Genomic DNA, 23,508 nt, shown 5'->3' on the forward strand with positions numbered 1-23,508 from the left:
CTATTTCACCTGGGTTAAGATGCGGTTATTGAGTAACACATTCTGCATACGTGTGTCTTCTAGCGTAAAGCCGTGGTCGATAAATTGCGGCTTAGGCGCGCTTTTGGCCATCGATGCACTGACAGCAGGGCAGCGATTATTGTCGCGATAATAAAGCGCTGCTGACAGCATGGCTTCGTTTTTATCACCTAAAGGCTTTGAAAAATCATCAGCCATGTCACAGCCTGGGATTTCGCTGGCCAAGGTTGGACTGGTACTAGGGATAAAGCCATCAGAGTAGTCGCCAAATCCTTTATCATTTTCACCCTTAAACTGAATAGTGAAATAGGTGGTGCCGCAGTTGGGGGTTGGGTAGAAACCGTAAGGCTTACCACAGGTGGTGCCGCCTATTTGGATCACCTCAATATCGATGCCGCGTAAACTATTCATTAGCGCTTCACTGGCCGAGCAGGTGTTATCTGTGGTTAGAACGAAGAGTCGATTAAGGTTAAGCGATGGCAGTGCCTGTCCTGCGCCTAATAGACCTGCGTTAAACCCAATACTCTCGTCAATAAAAGGCATAGGTGTGAGTGCTGCACCAGTGACGGGATCTGTGGTCGGGTATTTACTGTTAAAACTACTGCGCTCAAAAATACGGTTTTGAGTCGCTTGTTCGCCAGCAACCATGTAGCCCAGCTGACTGGCGAGAGCGAGAAGACCACCGCCGTTGTAACGCAGATCAAGTACTAGGTCGTTAACACCGCTACTGCGCAGGCTATTGATGGCGTCAACGAGACCGCGCTCTGCAGTGGCGATATGTGAGTTGAACTGGATATAACCGACGGTGCCTGTGTCGGTAGCAATTAGATTGACGTTTTGCACTGGGGTTGAGACTACCGTTTGCGCACTCAGGGTGACATCACGGGTTTGGCTTGCGCCTAGGTCCAACAACGTGAAGCGGGTTTGTTGCCCACTGCTGCTGGGGAACAAGCCTTGGTTAAGCACGCTAATGCTGGCTGTGTCATTGGCATCTTTAACGCTGACACCATTGATACTGACGATAACTGCGCCACGGGCAATATTGGCAGAGGTCGCTGGAGAGTTTGGTTCTGTGTAGGTGACTGTGACCTTTCTGTCAGCACTGGCACTGGCTTGTTGCAGGTGGAAGTTAAGGCCGTAACTGACCGAGGCACCAGATTGATTAAGTTGTTCCCACTCGGCTGTTGACATGGAGAAGTGGAACTTGTCTTTCTCATTACCTGTCTCTGAAAGCTCAGTAGTTTTTAAGGTATCGAAGTAATCGCCAACGCTGTAGGGCGCTGGGTCTCTGTCGGGTATTTCGCTGTACCAAAGGTAAGTGTCATTGCTCCATGAGCGCAGCCACAGCTTTTCTTTTAGAGCGGCATCGCATTGATTGGCCAATTGAGGGTAAGGGGTAAACTCGCCTGCCACCCACTTTATGGTGCTACCGCCAGATCCAGTGCCGATAGAGCCGCTTGTATTGCCAGAATTGGTTTCGCTGCCAGGGCCTCCACCGCTACATCCACAAAGGAGTAGTCCTGAGGCGATGACAGTGGTTAACAGAGTCGTTGAGAGTAACTTCATAAATAATCCTTTATTATTAAACTCTTAATTTTATTTTTAAGTGCTAGTAGTGAGCTTTTTTCGTCCAAAACAAGTGTATAACATTAACTTGGGCTGTGTCAGGCAAGATCTTTACTAATGATGAAATATTCTAAGGCAATTATGGATATAACCCTTGTCCCAGATGTTCTCAAGCGGATCAGGTTATGATTTAATGGCATATTGCTATTTAGTCAGCGTCACTAGGTGCGGAGTACCGTTTTATCTTATGGGTTATTCACTGCTCGATCTTACTGCTGTGTTGTGCTTTTTTTGTTGTTGGGTTGGCTATGCTCGTTTTGCGCGGCAAAAGGCGAAAACCACCAATTGTATTGCTAGGTGTTTGCATCAACACCGAATCCATTGGATGGAGCAACTCATTGGTCGTGAAGTACGGGTGGCAGAAGCGGCGTTACTGGCTAACTTAGAGCGGAATATTACCTTTTTTGCCAGTACCACCATGCTGGTGCTAGCGGGTGTGTTAACGCTATTTGCTCAAGTTGAGCGTCTCGAAGCGGTGATCGCTTCCATTCCACTGACAGCGCCCCCTGTGCACCTGTTGATTCAGCTAAAACTCGGTCTGTTAACCTTTATCTTTGTGATGGCGTTTTTTCAGTTTACTTGGTCGATGCGCCAGTATGGATTTTTAAATGTGATGATAGGCGCAGCCCCTATCGACAAAAGTGGCACTAACAGTCACCTTAGGGATTACGCCAATCAGATGGCCGTGGTGCAAGATCAAGCGGCTCACTCCTATAATTATGGTTTGCGCTCCTACTATTTTGCGATGGCTGTGCTGTGTTGGTTTTTCCATCCACTACTGTTTATCGTGGCCAGCTTGGTCGTGGTATACACCTTGTATCGCCGTGAATTTAAATCTAAAGCTGTGATGGCCATTACGGCAGGGATGCAATTACTCAATGAAGAACGGCAGAAGTTAAGTAAGAATTAAAACTGGCTATGTGTCAGTAGGGACTTGCTGCAGATGGCAGTTGTTGAAAGGTTTGTTGTATTGTCGATATCTCATCTGCGCCGTCGATCAATGCCGTAACGCAATCGGTATCAAGCTTTGTGCCTGCCAGTTTTCTTAGTTCGGCAAATGCGACATCGTTGCTCCAAGCACTCTTATAGGGTCTTTCGCTTGTGAGTGCGTCAAAAATGTCGGCAACGGCAACGATTTTGGCTTCAATAGGGATCTGTTTATCCAACAAGCCTTTTGGGTAGCCTTTACCATCCAAGGTTTCATGATGATATACCACTACATTACGCAAGATTTGCACATGATCTAAATTCGTCAAATGGTAGTTATCGAGCATTTTGTCAATCAGGTGTAGGCCTGACTCACAATGCTCTTGCATCGCTTTACGCTCAACTTTATTTAAAGGCCCTTGCTTAAAGAGAATGTTGTCGGAGACGGTAATTTTTCCAATGTCATGTAAAGGTGCAAACAGAAAGAGGTGTTCGACAAAATTGTCATTTAGCTGATGACGGTCAGCGACGTTTAAACAGATAAGGCGAGAATAGTGCGCCATTCTGGCAAGGTGTTCGGCGGTTTCTGGGTCACGAAAATGGGTCACATCAATGGCGGTTTTCATGGTTGACGCTAAGGTTGTTATGTCGGATAGCTCGTTAATGATCAACAGGGCAACGAGATTACCAATAAGGTTTAAGTGCTGAATACATGCACTGTCAAACACGCCTTCTCTTTCTGCATTAAAAAAGATGAACCCAATCAGTTCATCGCCATAACGTATCGGTAAGGTATAGCTGCTGCGATAACCTGCTTGGTAAATAAGCTGTGCATGTTGGTGCTTACTGCCGTTAAAAACGCGTAAATCCTGTTCGATACGACCGTTGTGAGACGTTGCTATGTTTCTCAGTGAGTAACAGTCACTGAGTTTTGCCTCGTAGTGATTTAAAGGCGATGGTTTTCCGCTGTAGATAAAGGTTTTAATCTTGTCTGTGTTTTTGTCATACAGTGCAACCGCAATACGTGAAATATCGGCAAACTTTTCCTGTGTCGTCACGTGCAAAAATACCAGTTTGCTCATCACTGAGGGGTGATCGTTCAGATCCATAGGTTTTGCATACATTAGGTCGCTCCATTGACACTCAGCTGTTGCTTTGACTGCGGCTTTACTCATGTTTATTCAAGTATAGGTTGGGATTGCAAAAGTGGGGGGAAGGCAGATTAATTAGTTAAGGCATCATGACCGACATCAATAAACGCCAAGTGGTGTTACACCACTTGGCGTGATTAAAGTGCTTCTATCTATGCTAAAGCGGTTACCTCATTTTATATCGCTTTATTCAACGCTTGGGCCACATCCGCAATAATATCGTCGATATGTTCAATCCCCACAGAAATACGAACTAGATCTTCTGATACGCCAGCTTTAGCTAACTCCTTGGCATCTAGCTGTCGATGAGTGGTTGTAGCAGGGTGGCAAGCCAGTGATTTAGCATCACCAATGTTCACTAAGCGTAAAATCATTTGCAGTGCATCGATAAAGCGCCCGCCAGCTTCTTTTGCTTCATCGCTAGAGTTGGCTTTGATTCCAAAACTGATGATGCCACTGGCTTTACCGCCAGTGATTTTATGACAGTTGTCTTGATAGGGGCTGTTGGCTAATGCGCCATAATTGACCCAGCTGACATTGGGGTGTTGTTCAAGGTATTGTGCCAGCGCTAGGGCATTGCTGCAATGGCGCTCCATTCTTAAAGCCAAGGTTTCTAACCCTTGCAGCAGTAGAAAAGCACTTTGTGGTGCCAGCGCCGCGCCGGTGTTGCGCAGCGGTACCACGCGGCACCGACCAATAAAGGCCGCTGGTCCAAAGGCTTCTGTATAAACAACGCCATGATAGGAGGCATCTGGCTCATTGAGTAGGGCAAAGCGTTTAGATTGAGCCGCCCAGTCAAACTTGCCTGAATCGATTATTGCACCACCTATAGTCGTGCCATGACCACCAATATATTTAGTCAATGAGTGGATAACGATGTCGGCGCCATGTTCAAAGGGGCGGCACAATACCGGGGTTGCTACCGTATTATCGACCATAAGGGGAACGCCATGTTTATGGGCAATTTCAGCGAGGCGCTGAATATCGACAATATTGCCCGCAGGGTTACCAATGGATTCACAAAACAGCGCTTTGGTCTTGTCGTCAATCAAGGCTTCGAGACCTGCGAAGTCATCAAAGGCCGCCATCCGCACGTCGACACCTTGGCGGGGTAAGGTGTGAGCAAAGAGGTTGTAAGTGCCGCCATATAGCTGACTGGTGCTAACAATGTTATCGCCTACTTGAGTCAGCGCCTGAATCGCATAGGTGATAGCAGCCATGCCAGAAGCCACCGCCAGCGCACCGATACCGCCCTCAATCGCTGCGAGACGTTGCTCTAATACATGGGTGGTGGGGTTCATAATACGGGTATAGATATTGCCCGCGACTTTTAGATCGAAAAGGTCTGCACCGTGCTGTGTATCATCAAAGGTATAGGAGGTGGTTTGGTAAATCGGGACGGCAGCGGCCTTGGTGGTCGCTTCAGATTCATATCCATGATGCAGTGCTAATGATTCAAGTTTCATTGTTATTCCATTCCTAACCATTGAGTAAAATCTGACCATAACATCTGGCCATCTAGATGTCTAAGTGTTTTTCTACTATATGATGATAGACTCGTTATGCTTAAGGTTATGGTTTGATTATTAGGCGGTGAATGTTGTTGTGGTAACTGAAAGATGTAGCGCTAACAGCTTGTATATCTTTGTGATATCGTGAGCCAGTAGTTAATAAACCTCATCACTGGATAGACAATGATAAGCCCAATTTGTAAAGGAACATTAGTACGCTGGAAAGATGATAAAGGCTATGGCTTTATTGCCGTGGAGGGCGGTGATACAACCTCGTCTCAGGAGCTCTTTATCCACGCGCAGACTTTGCGTCATATGAGTCGGCGTCCGCAAGTTGGCGATAGGCTCTTTTTTCAAATTGAAACCCAAGCCAATGGTAAGCGTGCCGCAGTAAATGCCCGTATCGATGGAGTGACAGTCAAGCAAGTGGCTCACCATAATGTTCCCCCCAAGCGGCCGATAAAGCGTAAGCGTAAAGCTGACTCTCCCTTGATGGGGATCATGCTGCGTATCGTGATAATGATGTTATTGCTCGCACTCGGTAGTCAGTTATATCAAGGTTTTTGGTTGGGGGCAGGAGAGCCCAGCCAAACGACTAGCAGCGCCTTACCCGATACAAGGCAAGTGGATGTTGAGACTAACGCTGATAGGGTTATTGCTCGTGCGTTTGAGCTGCAACAAAGTGGTGTGATGGTGCAAAGCCAAGGCCGGGTAAGCAAGCTGTTAGCCGATGACAATGACGGTAGTCGTCACCAAAAGTTTATCTTGCGTTTGTCGAGCGGCCAGACCCTGCTAGTCGCGCACAATATCGATTTGGCGCCACGTATCGATAGTTTAAATGTGGGCGATCAGGTGAGCTTTGCGGGTCAATATGAGTGGAACAACCGCGGAGGTGTGCTGCATTGGACACATCTCGATCCGAATGGACGCCATCAAGGTGGCTGGCTTAAACATAATGGTCGTATTTATCAGTAGTGAGTAAAGCTTGGCTAGGGCTCAATCTAGGTTATCTATTGAGTCCTTTTTTGTTTGGCGTTAATGCTCGACGACTCGTCTACAGCGGCTCGACCTTACCCTTGTTCAGCATTCTATCCAACTTGTCATCAAAGTTTCTTATGTTCGCTATAGTATCACTTAACTAAAACCTAATTAAGCTGGCCGAGCTTTACATTTTTTATTGTTATAAAACTACATTGTTAACAGTATTAATTATTTTGGAGTGATCAATATCACATTGCAGCGGAAAAAAACGTTGCTTAGTTACAATGCGGTGTCGGAATGTGACCTTAATATCGGTATTTTAGTTAATAATCTATTACTATTAACCATCCCCAATTTTTAACGGTTGATGTTTGTGATGGCAGATTTCTCAGACAAGATTAAAACGATTAAGAAGGGCCTTGATGTGCCCATCGCCGGTGAGCCTAGGCAAGTTATTGATATTGCTCCTAGCCCAGCCAAAGTAGCGCTGCTTGGCGAAGAGTATGTTGGCCTAAAGCCCACCTTATTAGTGGAGGTTGGTGACAAAGTCGTCAAAGGGCAAACACTTTTCGAAGATAAGAAAACCCCTGGTGTGCAATTTACTGCACCAGCCAGTGGTGAAATTGTCGAAATCAACCGTGGTGAACGTCGTGTTTTGCAGTCGGTTGTGATTGCGGTGGCGGGTGACGAGCAGATTTTATTTGATGCTTATAATGATTTCACCCAACTTAATCGTGAGTCGGTACAAGAGAACTTAGTCAACAGCGGTCTGTGGACTGCATTACGGACGCGTCCTTTCTCTCGTGTACCTGAGTTAAACACGCAACCAGCAGCCATTTTTGTTAATGCCATGGACAGTAATCCACTGGCGGCAGATCCTCGGATTATTATTGCCGAGCAACCTGATGCGTTTGCGGCGGGTCTGCAAGTCTTATCTCATCTCACCGAAGGCAAAATCCATCTGTGTCATGATGCGGGTGACGCACTGCCTGGTAGCGATATTACGCAGGTGAAAAGCCATCGTTTTGCAGGGGTTCATCCAGCAGGCTTAGTGGGTACTCATATTCACTTTATTCAACCTGCTAGTTTAGAACGCCCAGTGTGGCACCTTAACTATCAGGATGTTATCGCCTACGGTAAACTTTTCCAGACTGGTGAGCTTTATACTGACCGTGTTGTCGCTCTCGGTGGGCCTACCACCGTAAATCCTCGTTTGTTAAGAACACAGCTTGGTGCTCAGCTTTGCGGTATTGTCGAAGGTGAAGTGAAACCGGGTGATAACCGTGTGGTATCGGGTTCAATATTAGCGGGTCATACTGCCACTGGCCCCCATGATTACCTTGGTCGCTTCCATCAGCAGATCTCTGTGTTAGAAGAAGACTCTCAGCATCAGTTCCTGTCGTGGGTGCGTGGTGGGTCCAATAAATTCTCTATTACACGTGCGGTGACATCGCGTTTTCGCGGTACCAAGCGATTATTTAATTTAACTACTCATGCTGGCGGTTCGGTACGCGCGATGATCGCATTTGGTCAACTAGACCGTGTCATGCCGCTCGATATCTTACCTATGCTATTGATGCGTGACCTTGTGGTAAGAGATACCGATGAGGCGCAACTGCTTGGCGCATTAGAGTTAGATGAAGAAGATTTGGCGTTATGTACGTTTGTTTCTCCTGGTAAATATGACTACGGACAAGAACTACGTATCTGCCTAGATATTATTGAGAGGGAAGGTTAATGAGTAAGCAAGATAAAAAGCCTGACGTTCAATCTGACTACTATGCACATGGTCAGTCGATGCGCAGCTTCTTCCGTTCACTACTCTATTTGCATGGCCGCAGCACCAAGGGGAAGGTGCATGTACGCGACGCAATTGATGTAAAGCGCACCATGACCTTGGTCGGCTTATGCCTGCTGCCAGCTATTTTATTTGGTATCTACAATTTAGGCGTACAAGCACAAGTGGCGTTGACTTCTGGGCTTAGCACGCCAGATGTATGGCAGCTGTTTGTCTTTAACGGCTTAACGGGTGGATTAACAGAGCAATCAGGTTTGATTGGTTTGTTTGGCTACGGCTTAAGTTTTTACCTTCCTATCTATTTTACCGCGCTGGTGGTGAGTCTGTTCTGGGAAGTGGTGTTTGCAAAAGTGCGCCGCCAAGAACTCCATGAGGGCTTCTTTGTTACCGCATTGCTGTTTACCCTGATTTTACCTGTGTCGACGCCGCTTTGGATTGTGGCATTAGGTATCACCTTTGGGGTGATCATGGCCAAAGAGGTGTTTGGTGGTATGGGGTATAACTTCCTCAACCCTGCACTGGCTGGTTATGCCTTTATCTATTTTGCTTACCCAACAGAAGTGGCCGCATTATCTCAGTTTGTGGCGGTTGACGGATTTGCTGGCGCAACAACGTTAACGCAAGCTGCAGCAGGTAACTTGAGCTTTGCTGACTATAGCTGGTACCAGGCGTTTAGTGACCCAACTTGGTGGAATGCTTTCTTTGGTTTCACCGTAGGCACGATGGCAGAAACCAGTACGCTTGCCATTTTACTGGGTGGCCTGATGCTGATTCTGACGCGTTTAGCAGATTGGCGCATTGTTGCGGGTGTCATGCTCGGTATGATTTTGACCGCTGTGATGTTTAATCTGATTGGCTCGGCAAAAAATGAGATGTTTGCCATGCCTTGGACGTGGCACCTAGTCACGGGCGGTTTTGCGCTGGGTATGATGTTTATGGCAACAGACCCGGTTACTACAGCTTATACCCGCAAAGGTAAGTTTATTTACGGCATCATGATCGGCTTTATGACAGTGCTGATTCGGGTACTTAACCTGAAAATGCCAGAAGGCATAATGCTTGCCATCCTATTTGCCAACCTTTGGGCACCGCTGTTTGACTACGTGGTTGCACGCAGCAACATGAAGCGGAGGCTAAAACGTAATGCCTTATAAATCAGAACATATGCTTAGGGTGCAAACCGCAAACTTGTGGTCATCAATATTCGCATCCTTTTTGTTTCGCCTTTCTAGCCGCTCTGAGCGCGTCAATACGGAGAATAAATCGTAATGGCATTTAAGAAAGATACCGTTGTGGGGACCATGATCTTCACTATTATCCTTTGCTTGTCTTGTTCTTTCATGATCACCGGGACAGCAGAGGTACTTAAAGAACGTAAGCTGGCGAAAAAACGTGATGAATTAAAACGTTACGTCTTGATGGCCGCAGATGTCGACATCAGTGGTGACAAAGATTTTCGTCAGATTTTTGAAAAGTCAGTCACACCATTGTTAGTTGAGCTGGACACTGGTGTGGTTGATACCGAAGCCAACGTGCTCGACTTTGATGACCGCATGGCGGCGATTAATCCAGAGACATCAAGCAAGCCGAAAAAAGATACTGCGAAAATTCGTAGTCGTGCTGACAAGGCGCGTGCATTTAAGGTGTTTGACGACAATGGCCAGCTCCATGCCGTGGTACTGCCTATTTACGGAAAAGGCTTATGGTCGATGATTTATGGTTATGTGGCGGTGAAGCCTGACTTTAATACCATCGAAAATGTGGTGTTTTATGAGCATGGTGAAACCCCTGGTATTGGCGATTTCCTTAACGATACCGAATGGACTGACAAGTTTAAAGGTAAGCAGCTATTTGATGAGAAAGGTAAAGTCTCATTCAAAGTGGTTAAAGGCGGCGCGAAAGCAGGCGATGTTCACGGGGTGGACGCGGTGAGCGGTGCAACCATGACAGGACGCGGCGTACAGCGTGCGGTGCAGTTCTGGTTTGGCAGCGAAGGTTTTGAAACCTTCCTACACAAGCTAAAAGCGTCGGAGGTTTAAGATGAGTAAAAGTATGACAGCGACTCGGGATATTTTGACCAGTCCTATTTTTGCTAACAACCCTGTTGCGATGCAGGTACTGGGTGTCTGTTCGGCGCTAGCAGTCAGTAACTCAATGCAAACAGCATTGGTGATGACATTAGCCGTGACGTTTGTATTGGTGTTCTCAAACCTGATCATCTCTACTATTCGTAACTTTATCCCTAACAGCGTGCGGATTATTGCGCAGATGACGGTTATCGCCTCATTGGTGATTATCGTCGACATGATTTTGCAAGACGTGGCCTATGAGCTATCGCGTCAGCTATCGGTTTTTGTTGGGTTGATTATCACCAACTGTATCATCATGGGCCGCGCCGAAGCGTATGCCATGAAGATGCCGCCGCACCTAGCTGTGGTCGATGCATTGGGTAATGCAATGGGGTATGGCGTGATCTTATTAGGGGTGGCTTTTGTCCGAGAACTACTTGGTAGCGGCACCCTGTTTGGCCATGAGATTTTTGCCACGATTGAAAATGGCGGCTGGTATTTGGCTAACGAGATGTTTAAGTTGCCACCGAGCGCTTTCTTCTTGATTGGTTTGATGATTTGGGCCATCAACGTCATTCAGCGTAAGCGAGGGTAAGGAACGGATATGGAACACTATATTAATCTTTTTGTTCAAGCTGTCTTTATCGACAACATGGCGCTCTCCTTCTTTATGGGGATGTGTACCTTCCTTGCGGTATCGAAAAAGGTATCAACCTCATTTGGTCTAGGTATCGCCGTTATCGTGGTGATGATGTTAGCGGTACCGTTAAACCAGTTGATCTATGCCAACGTGTTAGCGCCTGGGGCGCTTGCCTGGGCTGGCTACCCTGAACTGGATCTGAGCTATCTACAGTTGATCACCTTTATTGGAGTGATTGCTGCCTTGGTACAGATTTTGGAAATGTTTTTAGATAAGTACATTCCGAGCCTCTACCAAAGCCTAGGTATCTTCTTGCCACTGTTAACCGTGAACTGCGCGATTTTTGCAGGGGTAATTTTCATGGCAAACCGTGACTATACCTTAGCCGAGTCAACCGTTTTTGCTGCGGGTTCTGGTTTAGGTTGGGCAATGGCAATTGTGATGCTGGCGGGTCTGCGTGAGCGAATGAAGTTTCATGCGATTCCGGCAGGGCTGCAAGGCGTAGGTATCACCTTTATAACTACGGGCTTGATGGCGTTAGGCTTTATGTCTTTCTCTGGGATTTCGTTTTAAGTGGTGTGTTTTCCAACTTAATTCAGATGCATTAAAGAAAAGGGTTATTAGATGGAAATGGCAATAGGCATAGGCATGTTCACCATAGTGGTGTGTGTGCTGGTTATGGTGATACTACTCGCCAAAAGCAAGTTGGTGATCAGTGGCGATGTCACTATCGGCATCAACGATGATGCAGAAAAAAGCATTACCACTGGCGCTGGCGATAAGCTACTGGGCGCACTTGCAGGTAAAAATATCTTTATTCCATCGGCATGTGGTGGTGGCGGTACTTGCGGTCAGTGCCGCGTGACAGTTAAATCTGGTGGGGGAGATATCCTGCCGACAGAGCTTGACCATATCACTAAAAAAGAGGCTAAAGAGGGCTGTCGTTTAGCCTGCCAAGTGGCGGTTAAAACTGACATGGAGCTTGAGATTGAAGAGGAGATCTTTGGCGTGAAGAAGTGGCAATGTGAGGTGATCTCTAACGATAACCAAGCTACCTTCATTAAAGAGTTACTCTTAAAACTACCAGAAGGCGAAGATGTTAAGTTTAAGGCCGGTGGTTATATTCAGATTGAAGCACCTGCTCATGAGGTGAAATACAGTAATTTCGATATTCCTGCTGAGTATCGTGATGACTGGGAAAAGTATCAGTTGTTTGATTTAGTCTCAACCTGCGATGAAGATGTACTGCGTGCTTACTCAATGGCAAACTATCCAGACGAGAAAGGCCTCATCATGCTGAACGTGCGTATCGCTACGCCGCCATCAGAAGGTCTACCACCTGGTAAAATGTCCTCGTATATCTTTAACCTTAAAGCGGGTGATAAGGTGACTATCTCAGGTCCATTTGGTGAGTTCTTCGTCAAAGAAACCAATGCTGAAATGGTGTTTGTTGGTGGTGGTGCTGGTATGGCACCGATGCGCTCACATATCTTTAATCAGCTAAAGGGTGAGCAGACTAAACGTAAGATGACCTTCTGGTACGGTGCACGTTCTCGCCGTGAGATCTTCTATAAAGAGGATTTCGATACCCTAGCTGCAGAGAATGACAATTTTGAATGGCATGTTGCCCTGTCAGATCCGCTCCCAGAAGATAATTGGGATGGCTACACAGGCTTTATTCATAATGTGCTTTATGAGAACTACTTGAAGAATCATAAAGCGCCAGAGGATTGTGAGTTCTACATGTGTGGCCCTCCAATCATGAACTCTTCAGTGATCAGCATGCTTGAAAGCCTAGGTGTTGAGCAAGAGAATATCTTACTCGATGACTTTGGTGATTAGACTCAATTGAGTCACATCTAGCTCAATGAAAAAACGCAGCCAATGGCTGCGTTTTTGTATCTAAAGGTTTGTACTTTGATATTTTAAGGCGTTTTCATTACCGGCTTTTGCACTTTTGTTTATCCAGCTCTCGCCGAGCGTTCGGTTTTCAGTTGAGAGTAACCGTTTACCCAGTATAAATTGTGCTTCACTGTCATTGTTTTCGGCCGCATTTTTCAACCACTCTAATCCTTTAACATCATCGACAGGCACGCCTTCACCGTTTAAATATATTTCACTCAGGTTTAGCATCGCAGTCGTTGACCCCCAGTTTGCTGCTGAGATATAGCGTCCAATCGCTTGTTGAATATCTTGCTCTACACCTGTGCCTAAACGATACATTTCACCCAAATTGTTTGCTGCAATAGAACTTTTTTTCTCGATGGCTATCTCAAAGTAGTGACGGGCTTTTTGGTAATCTTGTGTCACGTAATTGCCAAAAAAGTATAAGTTTCCAATCATCTGGTCAGCATTTTGGTTTCGAATTAGAGAGAACTTTCGATATAAGCTTAAACCATGCTCAATGTTTTTGGGGACACCATTGCCGGTGAGATAGAGCTTAGCTAAACGGCTATAGGCAAACCCATTATTTTTTTCGATAGCCTTGTTGTACCAATCTATTGCCAGCGCGATATTGTGGTGAGGTTTACTGCCTGACTCATAAATAAGACCTAAGTAAGCTGCTGAATCTCCTTCTCCTTGAGCATAAGCTTTCTCGAAATAGCTAATGGCTTTATCAATGTCATGCTCGATGACTGGGCTTTTAAAGTAGATCTCCCCTAGATAGTGTGCTGAGCGGGAGCTCGAATTGTCTGCTTTTAATAGGTAAGGGAGTGCTGCTTGGTCATCTTTTTCTGTACCTATCCCTAAATGGTAGGCTCTGCCAACGCTTCGATATGCTTTTTCATAACCTAAGTCGGCTGCTTGCGTGAAAAAGGTCAAAGCCTTTTCATGGTCTTGCTCTACTGCGTTGCCATCTCGATAGATTATACCTAAGTTATTCATTGCATTTGGGTTGTTAAGCGATGCCGCTTTATAAAAGAGTGCTAACCCCGTTTTCGTGTCTTTTTTGACTTGCTCGCCATAAAAAAAGATTGAGGCAATATTATTAATAGCTAGCGCATTTCCTTGCTTGGCCGCCAAAGTATAAAGTTGTAGGGCAGTCTCAATGTTCTGGTTAATATATTCACCAGATTCGTAAAAAGTACCTAAATTGACTTGGGCATCAGCATCACCTAGCGTTGCTGCTTGATGGTAGAGTTCTATAGCAAACCCTTTATTTACAGGGACATTCCACCCGAAGTCATACATACTTGCTAAATAGCTGATTGCAGGGAGGTACGCTTGTTCAGCAGCTAAGTCTAGATAATGATGACCTAACTTAATGTCAATGTTTGTGCCTCTGCCTTCTAAGTACATATTGGCGAGATTATATTGCGCTCCTGGTTCACCACCCTCTGCAGCGAGTTTGTACCATTTAAATGCCTGTTCATTTTGTTGCAGTTCGAAATCATAGAGATAAGCTAAGCCTAAATAACAGGAAGCTTGCTGTTCATTTGCACCGCGTAAAAATGTCTGTTTGGCTTGTGTAAGATCTTTATGGCTTGGCTCATCTAAATAGATAAAACCGAGTTCACACGCTGCCATGGAATAGTCTTGCGCTATTGCTTGTCGATAGTAGTCGATTGCTTGGTCGAGATTTTGTTCGACGAATTCACCTTCTCGATAGAAAGCCGCGAGATTTACGAAAGCTTGAGGATCATTTTGCTTAGCTGCGCGTTGATACCATTGGAAAGCGAGTTCATTATTCTCAGTGGTACCCAGCGCGCCTACATCATATATCAGCCCGAGCTCACTTTGGGCTCTAGGATGTCCTTCATTAGCTGCTTGTTGATATAGTTCGAGTGCTTGCTGTGGCATGTTATTGTTGTAGTAATCTTCCGCTAGCAATAGCTTTTCTTGACTTGTCATAGCAAGTCGTTCTGTTGACGGTGTGTTTAGATCAATATGAGAAGTTTTATTTTCGTTTGTAGATGTACAAGCGACCAAAAGGCTTATGCATACGAGCAGTGGGATCGGGCGATACATACTATTCCTTTAACATAGTTGTAAAACTTTCCAATCATATCGTTTTGGTCTTAAATAATAAATACTTACCTATCAAAGCAATGTTTAATTTTTGTCTTTCATTTGTTATGACCACTTATGCTTGATCCATGTCATGGAGCTTAGAAAGCGTGCGCTTTATAGTGGATTGTTACTTAAAGGTTAAAAACAAAACTAACAGCGACCATTATGACTCTACCCATTAGCCAAGTTAATCTTGCGGCGCAGTGCCAGCCACCATTAAATACCTACACGATTTCCGTGCGAGGTAAGCCCGACCATCAATCAGTGATGAAGTTTCTCAGGCAAAACTTTGGTTCAGTGCCACTTAAACAAGTCGAGAGTGTATTTGGTTTTGTGGAGCGGTCGTCCCTTTACGGGGGGCGGTTTTATCTGATGCGTCAGCTGTCCGACCGAGATGTAGGGCAACTGCGCGACAATGGATTAGGTTTACGTATTCCGCTGACTAATCATTTTGTCACCAAGGCTGAGTTTGATGACAACCGTGCCCTATTAGCGAAATATCACCATAGCCGAAACTCCATCATCTGTACCAATGATGATTTAGCATACTGGATAAAACAGGAGTTTCCCGACTACGATATCGAGGCCAGTGTGATTAAGAATCTGACTAAAGCGGTGCAGATTGAAGAAGCATTGGCTCTCTACGACACCGTGGTATTGCCCATGGTACTCAATGATGATGACGAGTTACTCACTCATCTTAAGCAAAAAGATAGAATACGCCTGTTTGCGAATGCCGGGTGCGCATATACTTGCCCAGCTAAGATCTGCTACAAATCAATCTCCAAGTTTAACAAAGGTGAGGGTGGGGAGTTTAAGTGTTCGCAAGATCTCAAAGCGCGCGAGATGCAGGGAATGATAGATTTTGATATAGCTAGGCTCAGTGGTTTGGGGTTCCATAAGTTTAAATTATTACGGGCGAGGGCGGGTCAGCAGACTGGCTATTAACCATGATGTGCAATGGCCCTTATTGGGGAGCGAGCCGCGCACTGCCATAATGGACGCGCTAAATATTAAGCTGTTTTTTGCGAAGCTATTTACCTAAGATCTCACTTCTTAATGAGTGGGCTGCCATTAAGAGTTCCTGCTCCTGTTGGCCGACATCATGTTTGTCGAGTACTGCTAAAATATCATCAATCACCCCCATATACTCTCGCTGGTTGATATTCATGCCTTTGTGGGTATCACTCATGTTTTTGCCTGTGTACGCCAGCGGTCCACCCGTTGCTATGCAAACAAATTCAGTGCGCGCCTGACGACTTGGCTTGGGTCTGAATCAATATAACGGCTTGCAACGGTTGGGCTCGCCGCCTAGGCGTTCATAAAGGCTAGTCATTATCTTATCTCCTGCTGTTGTTCACGCTGTATCTGTTTGACTCATTAAGTGTAGTGTCTACAGCTTATTTAATCGTGGAGTCAGTGCTTGAACAGAGGTGGGCCGTCAAAGGATTTGTAAGCGGGTAATTCTTTGTTGATTAAAGGAATTAAAATCGTTATCGGCCAACCCCCTAATCTTAAAAAGCAGCAATACGGCATTGACCACGCGTTGTTTTAGCTGTGATTCAATTATTATCGCCAACTCACAATTTACATTCTGTTTACATTTTGGGTTTACATCATCTCAAAGCTGGGTATATTGTATAAAGAATACTTTATCGGGTTGGTAATGTTGTTATTCAAAAAGGGTGAGATCGCAGGAGGGCGATTAACCGCCCACGTACCCTGAAACGAATAATTAGAGAGATAAATAATATGATAAGTAAACTAAGCCTTTCGATCTTAGCCGCACTCATGGCGACCTCTGGCGCAGTTGAGGCGAAGCAGCCTGAATTTGCTGCTAACCATTGTAAAGCCGCAGAGACCAATGCTCAGCATTATCGTAATTTCCCCGCTGCACTGACCGAAGCCAAAGCGCGTCATGCTATGCTCAAAAATGCTAATCAAGCCCAAGCTAAGCCTGGTAGTGGTGACCTGGTATCAGATGGCACAACGCCAGATGCGTTAGCCATTACTGACAATCCAACTTTTATCATTCCTGTGGTTTTCCACGTTTATGGTACGGTACAAAATGGTGATACGGTTAACGATGCCGTGATCATTGACGCACTGAACAAGACGAATGAAGATTTCCAAGGCCGTACTGCGGACTTTGCCGATATTGACCCTGAGTTTGAAAACGTAAAAGACGCACTTAATATTGAGTTCCGCTTAGCCAGCATAGATCCAAATGGTAACCCAACCTCAGGTATTATTTACCATCCCGAATCGTCAGGGGCAGGTAACTATTCTAGCTCTGATGTAAAACGCGATCATTGGGATAACTACAAGTACATGAACGTGTATATCCAAAATGATCTCTATGCCGATGGTGTAACCAATAACTCAGGTGTCGCTTGGTACCCTGACTCAGGCATGTCTGATGAAGGCTTGGCGCGCGTGGCATATAATGGGGCCTACCTTGGTACCAATACTGATGAAAACTTTCGTTCTGTGCTGACCCATGAGTTTGGTCATTTCCTCGATCTAATTCATACCTTCGAAGGAGGCTGTAAGCGTGGCTTTGAACGTCGCTGTGCGATAACGGGTGATGAGAACTGTGATACGCCACAGCAAAATAGCTGGCAAATGAACCCTGGTGACGGTGGTATTCTCAACTGTATGGGACAGACCATTAATTGGCAGAACTTTATGGCCTACTCAGATCAATATGCCAACTTTACCCAAGATCAAGTTGATCGTATGCAGAACGGTCTCAATAGTGGGGCGCGAGTGACGCTTTGGTCTGCATCCAACTTAGCGGCAACGGGTGTCGCTAACTAAACCTTTAGTCCCACATCGGCCATGCTGATGGTTTAATCGGTGGTCTAATAAAAAACGCAGCCAATGGCTGCGTTTTTTTATCTTAAGCGGGCGCCTTTAAAGAAAAATGGGAGCGTCGTAGTCATAACCCTCGTCTGTATAAGCGGTAACAATCGCATCGTCAACTAAGCCGTCAGCGGCAGCAACTTGGGTGTCAAAAAAGTGCTGTATCTGTTTACGGCGTCCATGGGCCGCCCAACTTTCACCGTCATTCCAGATCTCATTAAACACGATTGGGTAGTCGGTACGTGTGGCACTTGGGTGGTCTATTTGACGGGTCAAAATGTACTGAATGCAACCCTGCTCTCGCAGTGCGTCGGGCTCTAAAGCTTTAAGTACTTCAAACAGTTGCGCTTCTTTACCTGCTTTGGGACGAAATTGAGCAATAACAAAAACACGTGATGACATAGCATGGCCTTTTCTTTGGTAAAAGCGAGATTGTAAGCCAAGAGTGTAAACCAAGATGGGTCAGCGCTCTAGGGTGGATATATTGGTCATCGATACAAGCAATGATAGAGTTCAAACTTTAATGCAGCGATTCCCTCAAGGGCCTAAGGAATGACGTTAGTGTGTCAATTAGAGGATTTTAAGCGCTATCTAAAACAGAACGGGCTAGACGATAGCTTAATGGCAACGGTTACAGGGCAGGCGAAGCCGCTGCGACTGGTTGCTGACGAGGTACTGTTACATCAAGGGCGTCGCCAAGAGTTTGCCTATTTTATTAGTGCTGGGTTGCTTAAGGCCTGTCATTACAATGACAAAGGTGCCCCCTTGGTCAAGGAGTATTATTTTGAACAGGAGTTGTGCTTTTTATATGGCAGTTGGTTAACAGGCGAGCTTGCGCAGTATCAGATTGAGGTGATGCAAGAAGCCAATGTTGTCAGGCTGCCATTAGCGCTGCTTGATGATCCCCGTTTGCACAAGGTTAAAATCAGCTTACTGAGTCAACAACTGATCTACAAAGAGCAAAAAGAAGCCTTTTTGTTACTGCATACGCCTGAGCAGTGCTATCTCCACTTGCTTGAACATAGGCCGATATGGCTTGATAGATTGAATAATCAGCAACTGGCTTATTATATCGGGATTAGCCCTGTGAGCTTGTCTCGACTAAAAGCGCGGCTTGCTGGCGAATCTAATGTCGCCGTCTGCTAGCTAATACGCCTCACCGTTATTGTCTTTGTTCTGTAACCAATATTGGCGGGCGGTTTGCCATCAGCGGCGATGTTTTATCACTCAACTTCATCTCAATCGTTACCGTTGAACTATTTACCGTTAAAACCGAGCGTAGCCTGTCGTTATTAACTTAAGTTAATGCTTAGACTTGGTGTAATAATCATACTTTGACCACTTCTTTTACCATTGTCTCAACTGAGTTAGGGCGATGTTTTCAACAGGTGGTTTATGTCAGAATTTATGGTATCGCAATGGCTTATAGGCATTGCAATTATCTTTGACCTAGTGTCATTTCAGTTTAAACAAAAGCGCCATATTGTCGCGTGTCTAGCTGTGTCGGGTGTGCTCATTAGTAGCCACTTTGCTCTGCTGCAGCAATGGACCGCTGCAGGTTTAATGCTGGTGGCAGCGATACGCTATGTTGTCACTATTTTTAGCCATTCAAAGTTGCTGATGTCACTATTCTTGGCCATTAGTAGCTTTGTGACTTTAGTGACCTTTGCAGGCCCACTTAGCCTGATTAGTTTTGCTGGCAGTGCCACGCAAACCGTCGCGGCATTTAGCCAAAGCGATCAACGTTTACGCCAGCTAATGATCATAGGTACTAGCCTTTGGTTACTCAACAATACTCTCGTTGGATCACCAACAGCTGTACTGATGGAGTTACTGTTTATTGCTAGTAACTTGGTGGGCTATTACCGGTTTTATGGCACACGGTTAGCGCTAGATTAATGCTTGGATATCAGACCAACAATACTCATAATGCAGAGCTTAATCACCCAAGGCTGAGTGGCAGATTCAATGCGATTAGACAAATTTGTGTGCAAGAGTACCGCGCTTAATCGTCAGCAGGCGCTATTGGCGATTACAGCAGGAGAGTTAACCGTTAATGGTAAGGTTGCATTTGATGCAGGCATGCAGGTGCACGAAAGTAATTGTATTGAGTTAGGTGGTCGGTTACTGGTATTGAGGCCGTTTCGTTATCTACTGCTCAATAAGCCAATGGATACGCTCTGCTCTAATGTTGACGGTGATTACCCCTCCATCTTTAATTTAATTGATGTGCCAAATCCTCATGAACTGCATATCGCTGGCAGGCTGGATGCCGACACCACTGGATTGGTGCTAATCACCGATGATGGCCGATGGTCGTTTAATGTATTTAACCCCAAGTATCATTGCCAAAAAGTGTACCGAGTAAGATTGAGAAATAGCATAGAAGGTGAGCGCAAAGGTGAGATTGATCGCCAGCTGGTGGCTAGGTTTGAACAGGGGTTACAGTTACCCGGTGAGACAAAGCCTACCTTGCCGGCTAAGCTGGTTTATGTCAGTGCCCACGAAGTGTTACTGACGATTGGTGAGGGGCGTTATCATCAGGTCAAGCGGATGTTTGCCACCGTGGGTAACCGAGTCAAGGCGTTACACCGAGAGCGAGTTGGTAATATTCAGTGCGATGTGGCCAGCGGTGCGTGGCGCTACTTGAGCGATGATGAGGTGACAGGCTTTGGCTTTTCTCCGTTAAGTGAGCTAGATGGCCAGATTTAGATAACCTGTGAGTTAGATGATCTGTGAGTTAGATAATCAGAGTCAGATGGCTTGAGCTTGGCATACTCACTGGCGTCGTTGACTATCACTGTGTATCAATAATGAACATCGGCTCAAACATTGGTTTGAGCCGATTTTTTATGGCAAGCTTCAGCCTTAATGATCGCGCTGTTTAGTGCGAGAGGGTTGGCTGCGCTGTGGTGAGCGAGCCTGTGCCGATTGGCTGCGCTGCTGGCTTTTGGCTTGCTGTTGACGATAATCTTTTTTCTGATCAGAAGCTCGTTGACGCGATTGCTGAGTATTTTTACTCTTCTGCTTGCTCCTTTCTGGCTGCTGGATCTTCTCTCGCTGAGTACTTTTGTATGGCTGCTGGCTCCTCTCTCGCTGAGTACTTTTGTATTGCTGCTGGCTCCTCTCTCGCTGAGTACTTTTGTATTGCTGCTGGCTCCTCTCTCGCTGAGTACTTTTATACTGCTGATGGCTCTTATCTGGCTGGTGCCTCATATCTCGCTGGTGATTGTTATTCCGCTGTTGGCGGCTCTCTTTAGCACCTTGCTTAACACTTTTATGCTGACTGTTATTAATATTACTGTGCTGTGCCTTAGCCAGTTTTTGGCTGAATCTTTGCTCACGGTTTTGTTTTACTTGTGCTGTGCTGTAGTGCTTAGGTTTAGCACTGTTTCCGTGACGCTCAACACTTCTTAATTGCTTAGTTTGTAGTGTTGAGGGTCTATGGCTGTGATAGCGCTGTTTTACGCTGGTTGAGCGATAAGCCACACCGCGGCGATGAGCCGGTTTATGGTTCCAACGCTGTGCGCCACTGCTGGTCACAATACGTTTATGTGAGCGATAGCGATTAGCGCTATGGTGGTGAGTGACCACGATATGGCGTTTGTGCCAATGGAACGCACTGAAGTAATAGTTAAAGCTGATGTGAATACCACTATGCCAATAAAAGCGGCTTGAGTAATGGCTAGGGTAGTGCACAGGATATCGCGGTGGGTAGACCCAATACACTGGTGGATAGTTATACCAGCGCCAATGACCATAAACCACACGTGTATCATACACAGGTACGTAAACAATCTCTTTTTGAACCGGTTCTATGATGATCTGCTGATTCACCTTAGTCACCTTCATATTATCCATATCATCAAAGGTGTTGGCGTTATCAGCTTGCTGACGCAGGGTTTGAATACTGGCCAGTACACGCGCTTCATCTTGTAAGAAGGCATCACCTAATTTCTGTGTCCAATCTAAATCGTCACTGAGTTTTTCAAGTACCGTGGGGAAGGCCAATAGCGCTAGAATGCTCGGGTCCCAGCCCTTATCTTCGGCGCGTTTAACCGCGGCTTCAGCTTCGAGGGCTTGATATTTATTGCGCCAGCGGTTGGCTTGTACCACCTCTAAAGGGTAGGTCGAGGCGATCAGTATGTGCGTCAGTAGGCTATCAGGGTAAAGTGCAATAGGTGCCAATACCTGTGCGAGCTGAGCCTCACTAAACTGTATCTCGTCGATACGATCTACTGGATCATCCAGTGCAAATACTGAAGGTGCCAGTACTAGCTGCGATAGGGCGATAAGCAGGATTAAAGTTCCTTGTTTGATACTGTTCATATCGTCTCCAATTCTTCACTCTCATTTGATTTACCTCGATAGTAGATGAGTGAAGATGAACATAAGCTGAAAGCATTAGTGTGTTTGATTTTTTACGAAAAATTAGATTGTTGATAGATCTGAAATCCATTAGTGTGGCTAGCACAATGAATAATTTCATAAGGAGATGTAATGTTTAGCCATGTAATGCTCGGTGCTAATGATATTGAAAAATCAAAACTATTTTATGATGCGATACTCGGTGCGCTAGGTTATGACGCTGGTGTTTTTGATGAGAAAGGTCGCTGTTTTTATTTTTCTGCAAGTGGGGTGTTTGCGTTAACAAAACCTATTGATGGCGAACCCGCGACTCACGGAAATGGAAGCACTATGGGCTTCAATGCAAAAGATACCGATTTAGTCGATGCTTGGCATGCTGCTGGCTTGGCAAATGGTGGTACTGCTTGTGAACAGCCTCCAGGCCTTAGAGAAGGAGCGGTAGGTCAGTTGTATTTGGCTTATCTAAGAGATCCTTCAGGAAATAAAATTTGTGCACTTCATAGAGTAGCTTAGTGTCGGTTAATGACTCGTTTATGTTGAGGCGGATTAGCGTTGTGACTAGGTAACCTGAACGCTGGTTAAGTGAGCAATCACAAGCTAATCCGCTTTTTGTTGATAAAAAGTTAACAGGTTTTTTGCCCCAAAGTTGGGTGGTCTTGGAATGAAAAACGATGACATTTTGATTTTTAGGGACTGCTCTAGTGGGTATTAGTTCAGTGAGTTTGAAGGTCGAACCTTCATGGCTACTTATCACCTGCGGTGAGCGAATGTGCGAACACTTCTGCGACACGCCGCAAGCACATCCCTGTGGGCTCTACGCCAGCATCCATGCTGGCAAAGGCCGCAGCCGCGTTCACACTTGGTATCTCACTTTCTCCGATTTGGCTGCATTTGGTGTGAGTGGCGAGTAAAAAGCTAACGTGCTTTTGCCCCAAAGTTTGGTGGCCTTGGAATGAAGGTTTGGTATTTTTTCATTTAGCTTAAGTAGCGTTTGGCTGCATCTTATTTGTTGGGTGTTTTAGAAGGTCACACCTTTGCTGTTACTTAACGCCTGTCCGGCGAGGAATGTGCAAGCGCTCTTTTGGCTCGCCACGAGCACATCCTTGTGGGCTCTGCGAAATCATCCATGATTTCGAAGGCCAAAACCGCGCTTACACTGGGTTATTTTCTCTCTTCGATTTGACGGTATTTGGTGTGACTTGAGAATTAAAATCTAAGAAGGTTTTACCCCAAAATCAGTTAACACGTTGTCGGTGGATCAGTACCTAACGGACATTCTGGCATGGCAATTTTCATCGCGACACCAGCGAGATGTAATTCACTACTCCCCAACCAAAAACTGGATAACTATACAGTCATATTCAAATCACAAGAATGTTGAACGATTTTTATCCTGTATTCGTGCGCGTTTTCTCATGTTGATTTTAATAAATGGCATTAGAATTAATCACTTATACTATTTGTTAAGTAGATAATAGGTTTGGAAAACGCGCATGCGCGTTTTTCCAGATGGTATATTTAGCAAAATGCTGATAAGTTCATT

At 45.5% G+C, this 23,508-nt stretch carries 22 protein-coding genes; 15 read left to right on the forward strand and 7 right to left on the reverse strand.

The window, feature by feature from the left end; translation table 11 throughout:
- On the reverse strand, positions 1-1,584 hold the full coding sequence (locus tag BEL05_RS17630; protein ID WP_069671961.1) for a S41 family peptidase: 1,584 nt from the start codon (positions 1,582-1,584) through the stop codon (positions 1-3).
- A gap of 247 nt (positions 1,585-1,831) precedes the next feature.
- Between BEL05_RS17630 and BEL05_RS17635 the strand changes: the two genes are divergently transcribed.
- A complete protein-coding gene (locus tag BEL05_RS17635) occupies positions 1,832-2,554 on the forward strand; it encodes a DUF599 domain-containing protein (RefSeq protein WP_028762891.1) in 723 nt (240 codons plus the stop codon).
- Between the two features lie 13 nt (positions 2,555-2,567).
- Here the strand turns inward: BEL05_RS17635 and BEL05_RS17640 are convergent, their stop codons facing one another.
- Positions 2,568-3,746, reverse strand: a complete 1,179-nt coding sequence (locus tag BEL05_RS17640; protein WP_245687018.1) for an HD domain-containing phosphohydrolase — start codon at positions 3,744-3,746, stop codon at positions 2,568-2,570.
- Between the two features lie 152 nt (positions 3,747-3,898).
- Entirely contained in the window at positions 3,899-5,188 is a 1,290-nt protein-coding gene (locus tag BEL05_RS17645; RefSeq protein ID WP_069671963.1) for an O-acetylhomoserine aminocarboxypropyltransferase/cysteine synthase family protein, read from the reverse strand.
- Between the two features lie 228 nt (positions 5,189-5,416).
- Here BEL05_RS17645 and BEL05_RS20810 point away from each other — a divergent pair, with 228 nt between their 5' ends.
- The 7 genes from BEL05_RS20810 (at position 5,417) to nqrF (ending at position 12,563) form a co-directional block, all read left to right on the forward strand.
- On the forward strand, positions 5,417-6,208 hold the full coding sequence (locus BEL05_RS20810) for a DUF3465 domain-containing protein (protein ID WP_028762894.1): 792 nt from the start codon (positions 5,417-5,419) through the stop codon (positions 6,206-6,208).
- Between the two features lie 382 nt (positions 6,209-6,590).
- A complete protein-coding gene (locus BEL05_RS17655; protein WP_069671988.1) occupies positions 6,591-7,952 on the forward strand; it encodes a Na(+)-translocating NADH-quinone reductase subunit A in 1,362 nt (453 codons plus the stop codon).
- The gene (locus tag BEL05_RS17660; RefSeq protein WP_028762896.1) at positions 7,952-9,166 is read left to right on the forward strand and encodes an NADH:ubiquinone reductase (Na(+)-transporting) subunit B; all 1,215 of its coding nucleotides are present in this window, start codon (positions 7,952-7,954) and stop codon (positions 9,164-9,166) included. Before BEL05_RS17655 ends, BEL05_RS17660 begins: the two co-directional genes overlap by 1 nt.
- A 114-nt stretch (positions 9,167-9,280) precedes the next feature.
- Complete coding sequence (locus tag BEL05_RS17665; RefSeq protein ID WP_028762897.1) at positions 9,281-10,051, forward strand: Na(+)-translocating NADH-quinone reductase subunit C; 771 nt, start codon at positions 9,281-9,283, stop codon at positions 10,049-10,051.
- Position 10,052: 1 nt separating this feature from the next.
- Positions 10,053-10,676, forward strand: coding sequence for an NADH:ubiquinone reductase (Na(+)-transporting) subunit D (locus tag BEL05_RS17670; protein WP_028762898.1), 624 nt, complete (start codon positions 10,053-10,055; stop codon positions 10,674-10,676).
- A gap of 9 nt (positions 10,677-10,685) precedes the next feature.
- A complete protein-coding gene (gene nqrE, locus BEL05_RS17675; RefSeq protein WP_028762899.1) occupies positions 10,686-11,294 on the forward strand; it encodes an NADH:ubiquinone reductase (Na(+)-transporting) subunit E in 609 nt (202 codons plus the stop codon).
- Between the two features lie 51 nt (positions 11,295-11,345).
- Positions 11,346-12,563 (forward strand): NADH:ubiquinone reductase (Na(+)-transporting) subunit F, encoded by a 1,218-nt coding sequence (nqrF, locus tag BEL05_RS17680; RefSeq protein WP_069671964.1) that lies wholly within the window; start codon positions 11,346-11,348, stop codon positions 12,561-12,563.
- Between the two features lie 60 nt (positions 12,564-12,623).
- Here nqrF and BEL05_RS17685 read toward each other — a convergent pair whose 3' ends face one another.
- On the reverse strand, positions 12,624-14,573 hold the full coding sequence (locus tag BEL05_RS17685; protein WP_069671965.1) for a tetratricopeptide repeat protein: 1,950 nt from the start codon (positions 14,571-14,573) through the stop codon (positions 12,624-12,626).
- Positions 14,574-14,897: 324 nt separating this feature from the next.
- Here BEL05_RS17685 and BEL05_RS17690 point away from each other — a divergent pair, with 324 nt between their 5' ends.
- Positions 14,898-15,680 carry a hypothetical protein gene (locus BEL05_RS17690; protein WP_069671966.1) on the forward strand — a complete coding sequence of 261 codons (783 nt, stop codon included), beginning with the start codon at positions 14,898-14,900 and terminating at the stop codon, positions 15,678-15,680.
- Positions 15,681-15,765: 85 nt separating this feature from the next.
- On the opposite strand, the gene BEL05_RS20815 is transcribed toward BEL05_RS17690, so the two are convergent.
- Positions 15,766-15,963, reverse strand: coding sequence for a globin family protein (locus BEL05_RS20815; RefSeq protein WP_342671961.1), 198 nt, complete (start codon positions 15,961-15,963; stop codon positions 15,766-15,768).
- A 521-nt stretch (positions 15,964-16,484) separates the two neighbouring features.
- Here BEL05_RS20815 and BEL05_RS17695 point away from each other — a divergent pair.
- Positions 16,485-17,552, forward strand: a complete 1,068-nt coding sequence (locus BEL05_RS17695) for a M43 family zinc metalloprotease (protein ID WP_069671967.1) — start codon at positions 16,485-16,487, stop codon at positions 17,550-17,552.
- Positions 17,553-17,648: 96 nt separating this feature from the next.
- On the opposite strand, the gene BEL05_RS17700 is transcribed toward BEL05_RS17695, so the two are convergent.
- Positions 17,649-17,999: a putative quinol monooxygenase gene (locus BEL05_RS17700; RefSeq protein WP_069671968.1), complete on the reverse strand. Its 351-nt coding sequence runs from the start codon at positions 17,997-17,999 to the stop codon at positions 17,649-17,651.
- Between the two features lie 159 nt (positions 18,000-18,158).
- Between BEL05_RS17700 and BEL05_RS17705 the strand changes: the two genes are divergently transcribed.
- The 3 genes from BEL05_RS17705 to BEL05_RS17715 all read left to right on the forward strand — a co-directional run bounded on the left by BEL05_RS17705 (position 18,159) and on the right by BEL05_RS17715 (position 20,309).
- On the forward strand, positions 18,159-18,743 hold the full coding sequence (locus tag BEL05_RS17705) for a Crp/Fnr family transcriptional regulator (RefSeq protein ID WP_217629872.1): 585 nt from the start codon (positions 18,159-18,161) through the stop codon (positions 18,741-18,743).
- A 249-nt stretch (positions 18,744-18,992) separates the two neighbouring features.
- Positions 18,993-19,496 carry a YgjV family protein gene (locus BEL05_RS17710; protein WP_028762906.1) on the forward strand — a complete coding sequence of 168 codons (504 nt, stop codon included), beginning with the start codon at positions 18,993-18,995 and terminating at the stop codon, positions 19,494-19,496.
- A gap of 69 nt (positions 19,497-19,565) precedes the next feature.
- On the forward strand, positions 19,566-20,309 hold the full coding sequence (locus BEL05_RS17715; RefSeq protein ID WP_069671970.1) for a pseudouridine synthase: 744 nt from the start codon (positions 19,566-19,568) through the stop codon (positions 20,307-20,309).
- Between the two features lie 156 nt (positions 20,310-20,465).
- Here the strand turns inward: BEL05_RS17715 and BEL05_RS17720 are convergent, their stop codons facing one another.
- Complete coding sequence (locus BEL05_RS17720) at positions 20,466-21,926, reverse strand: DUF3300 domain-containing protein (RefSeq protein WP_069671971.1); 1,461 nt, start codon at positions 21,924-21,926, stop codon at positions 20,466-20,468.
- 171 nt (positions 21,927-22,097) lie between these two features.
- Here BEL05_RS17720 and BEL05_RS17725 point away from each other — a divergent pair, with 171 nt between their 5' ends.
- Both BEL05_RS17725 and BEL05_RS20955 read left to right on the forward strand, forming a co-directional pair.
- Positions 22,098-22,478 (forward strand): VOC family protein, encoded by a 381-nt coding sequence (locus tag BEL05_RS17725; RefSeq protein ID WP_028762907.1) that lies wholly within the window; start codon positions 22,098-22,100, stop codon positions 22,476-22,478.
- A gap of 188 nt (positions 22,479-22,666) precedes the next feature.
- A complete protein-coding gene (locus BEL05_RS20955; protein ID WP_139151912.1) occupies positions 22,667-22,876 on the forward strand; it encodes a hypothetical protein in 210 nt (69 codons plus the stop codon).
- Positions 22,877-23,508 lie beyond the last annotated feature (632 nt).

The organism is Shewanella colwelliana (assembly GCF_001735525.1).
In the GTDB taxonomy this organism is placed as follows: domain Bacteria; phylum Pseudomonadota; class Gammaproteobacteria; order Enterobacterales; family Shewanellaceae; genus Shewanella; species Shewanella colwelliana.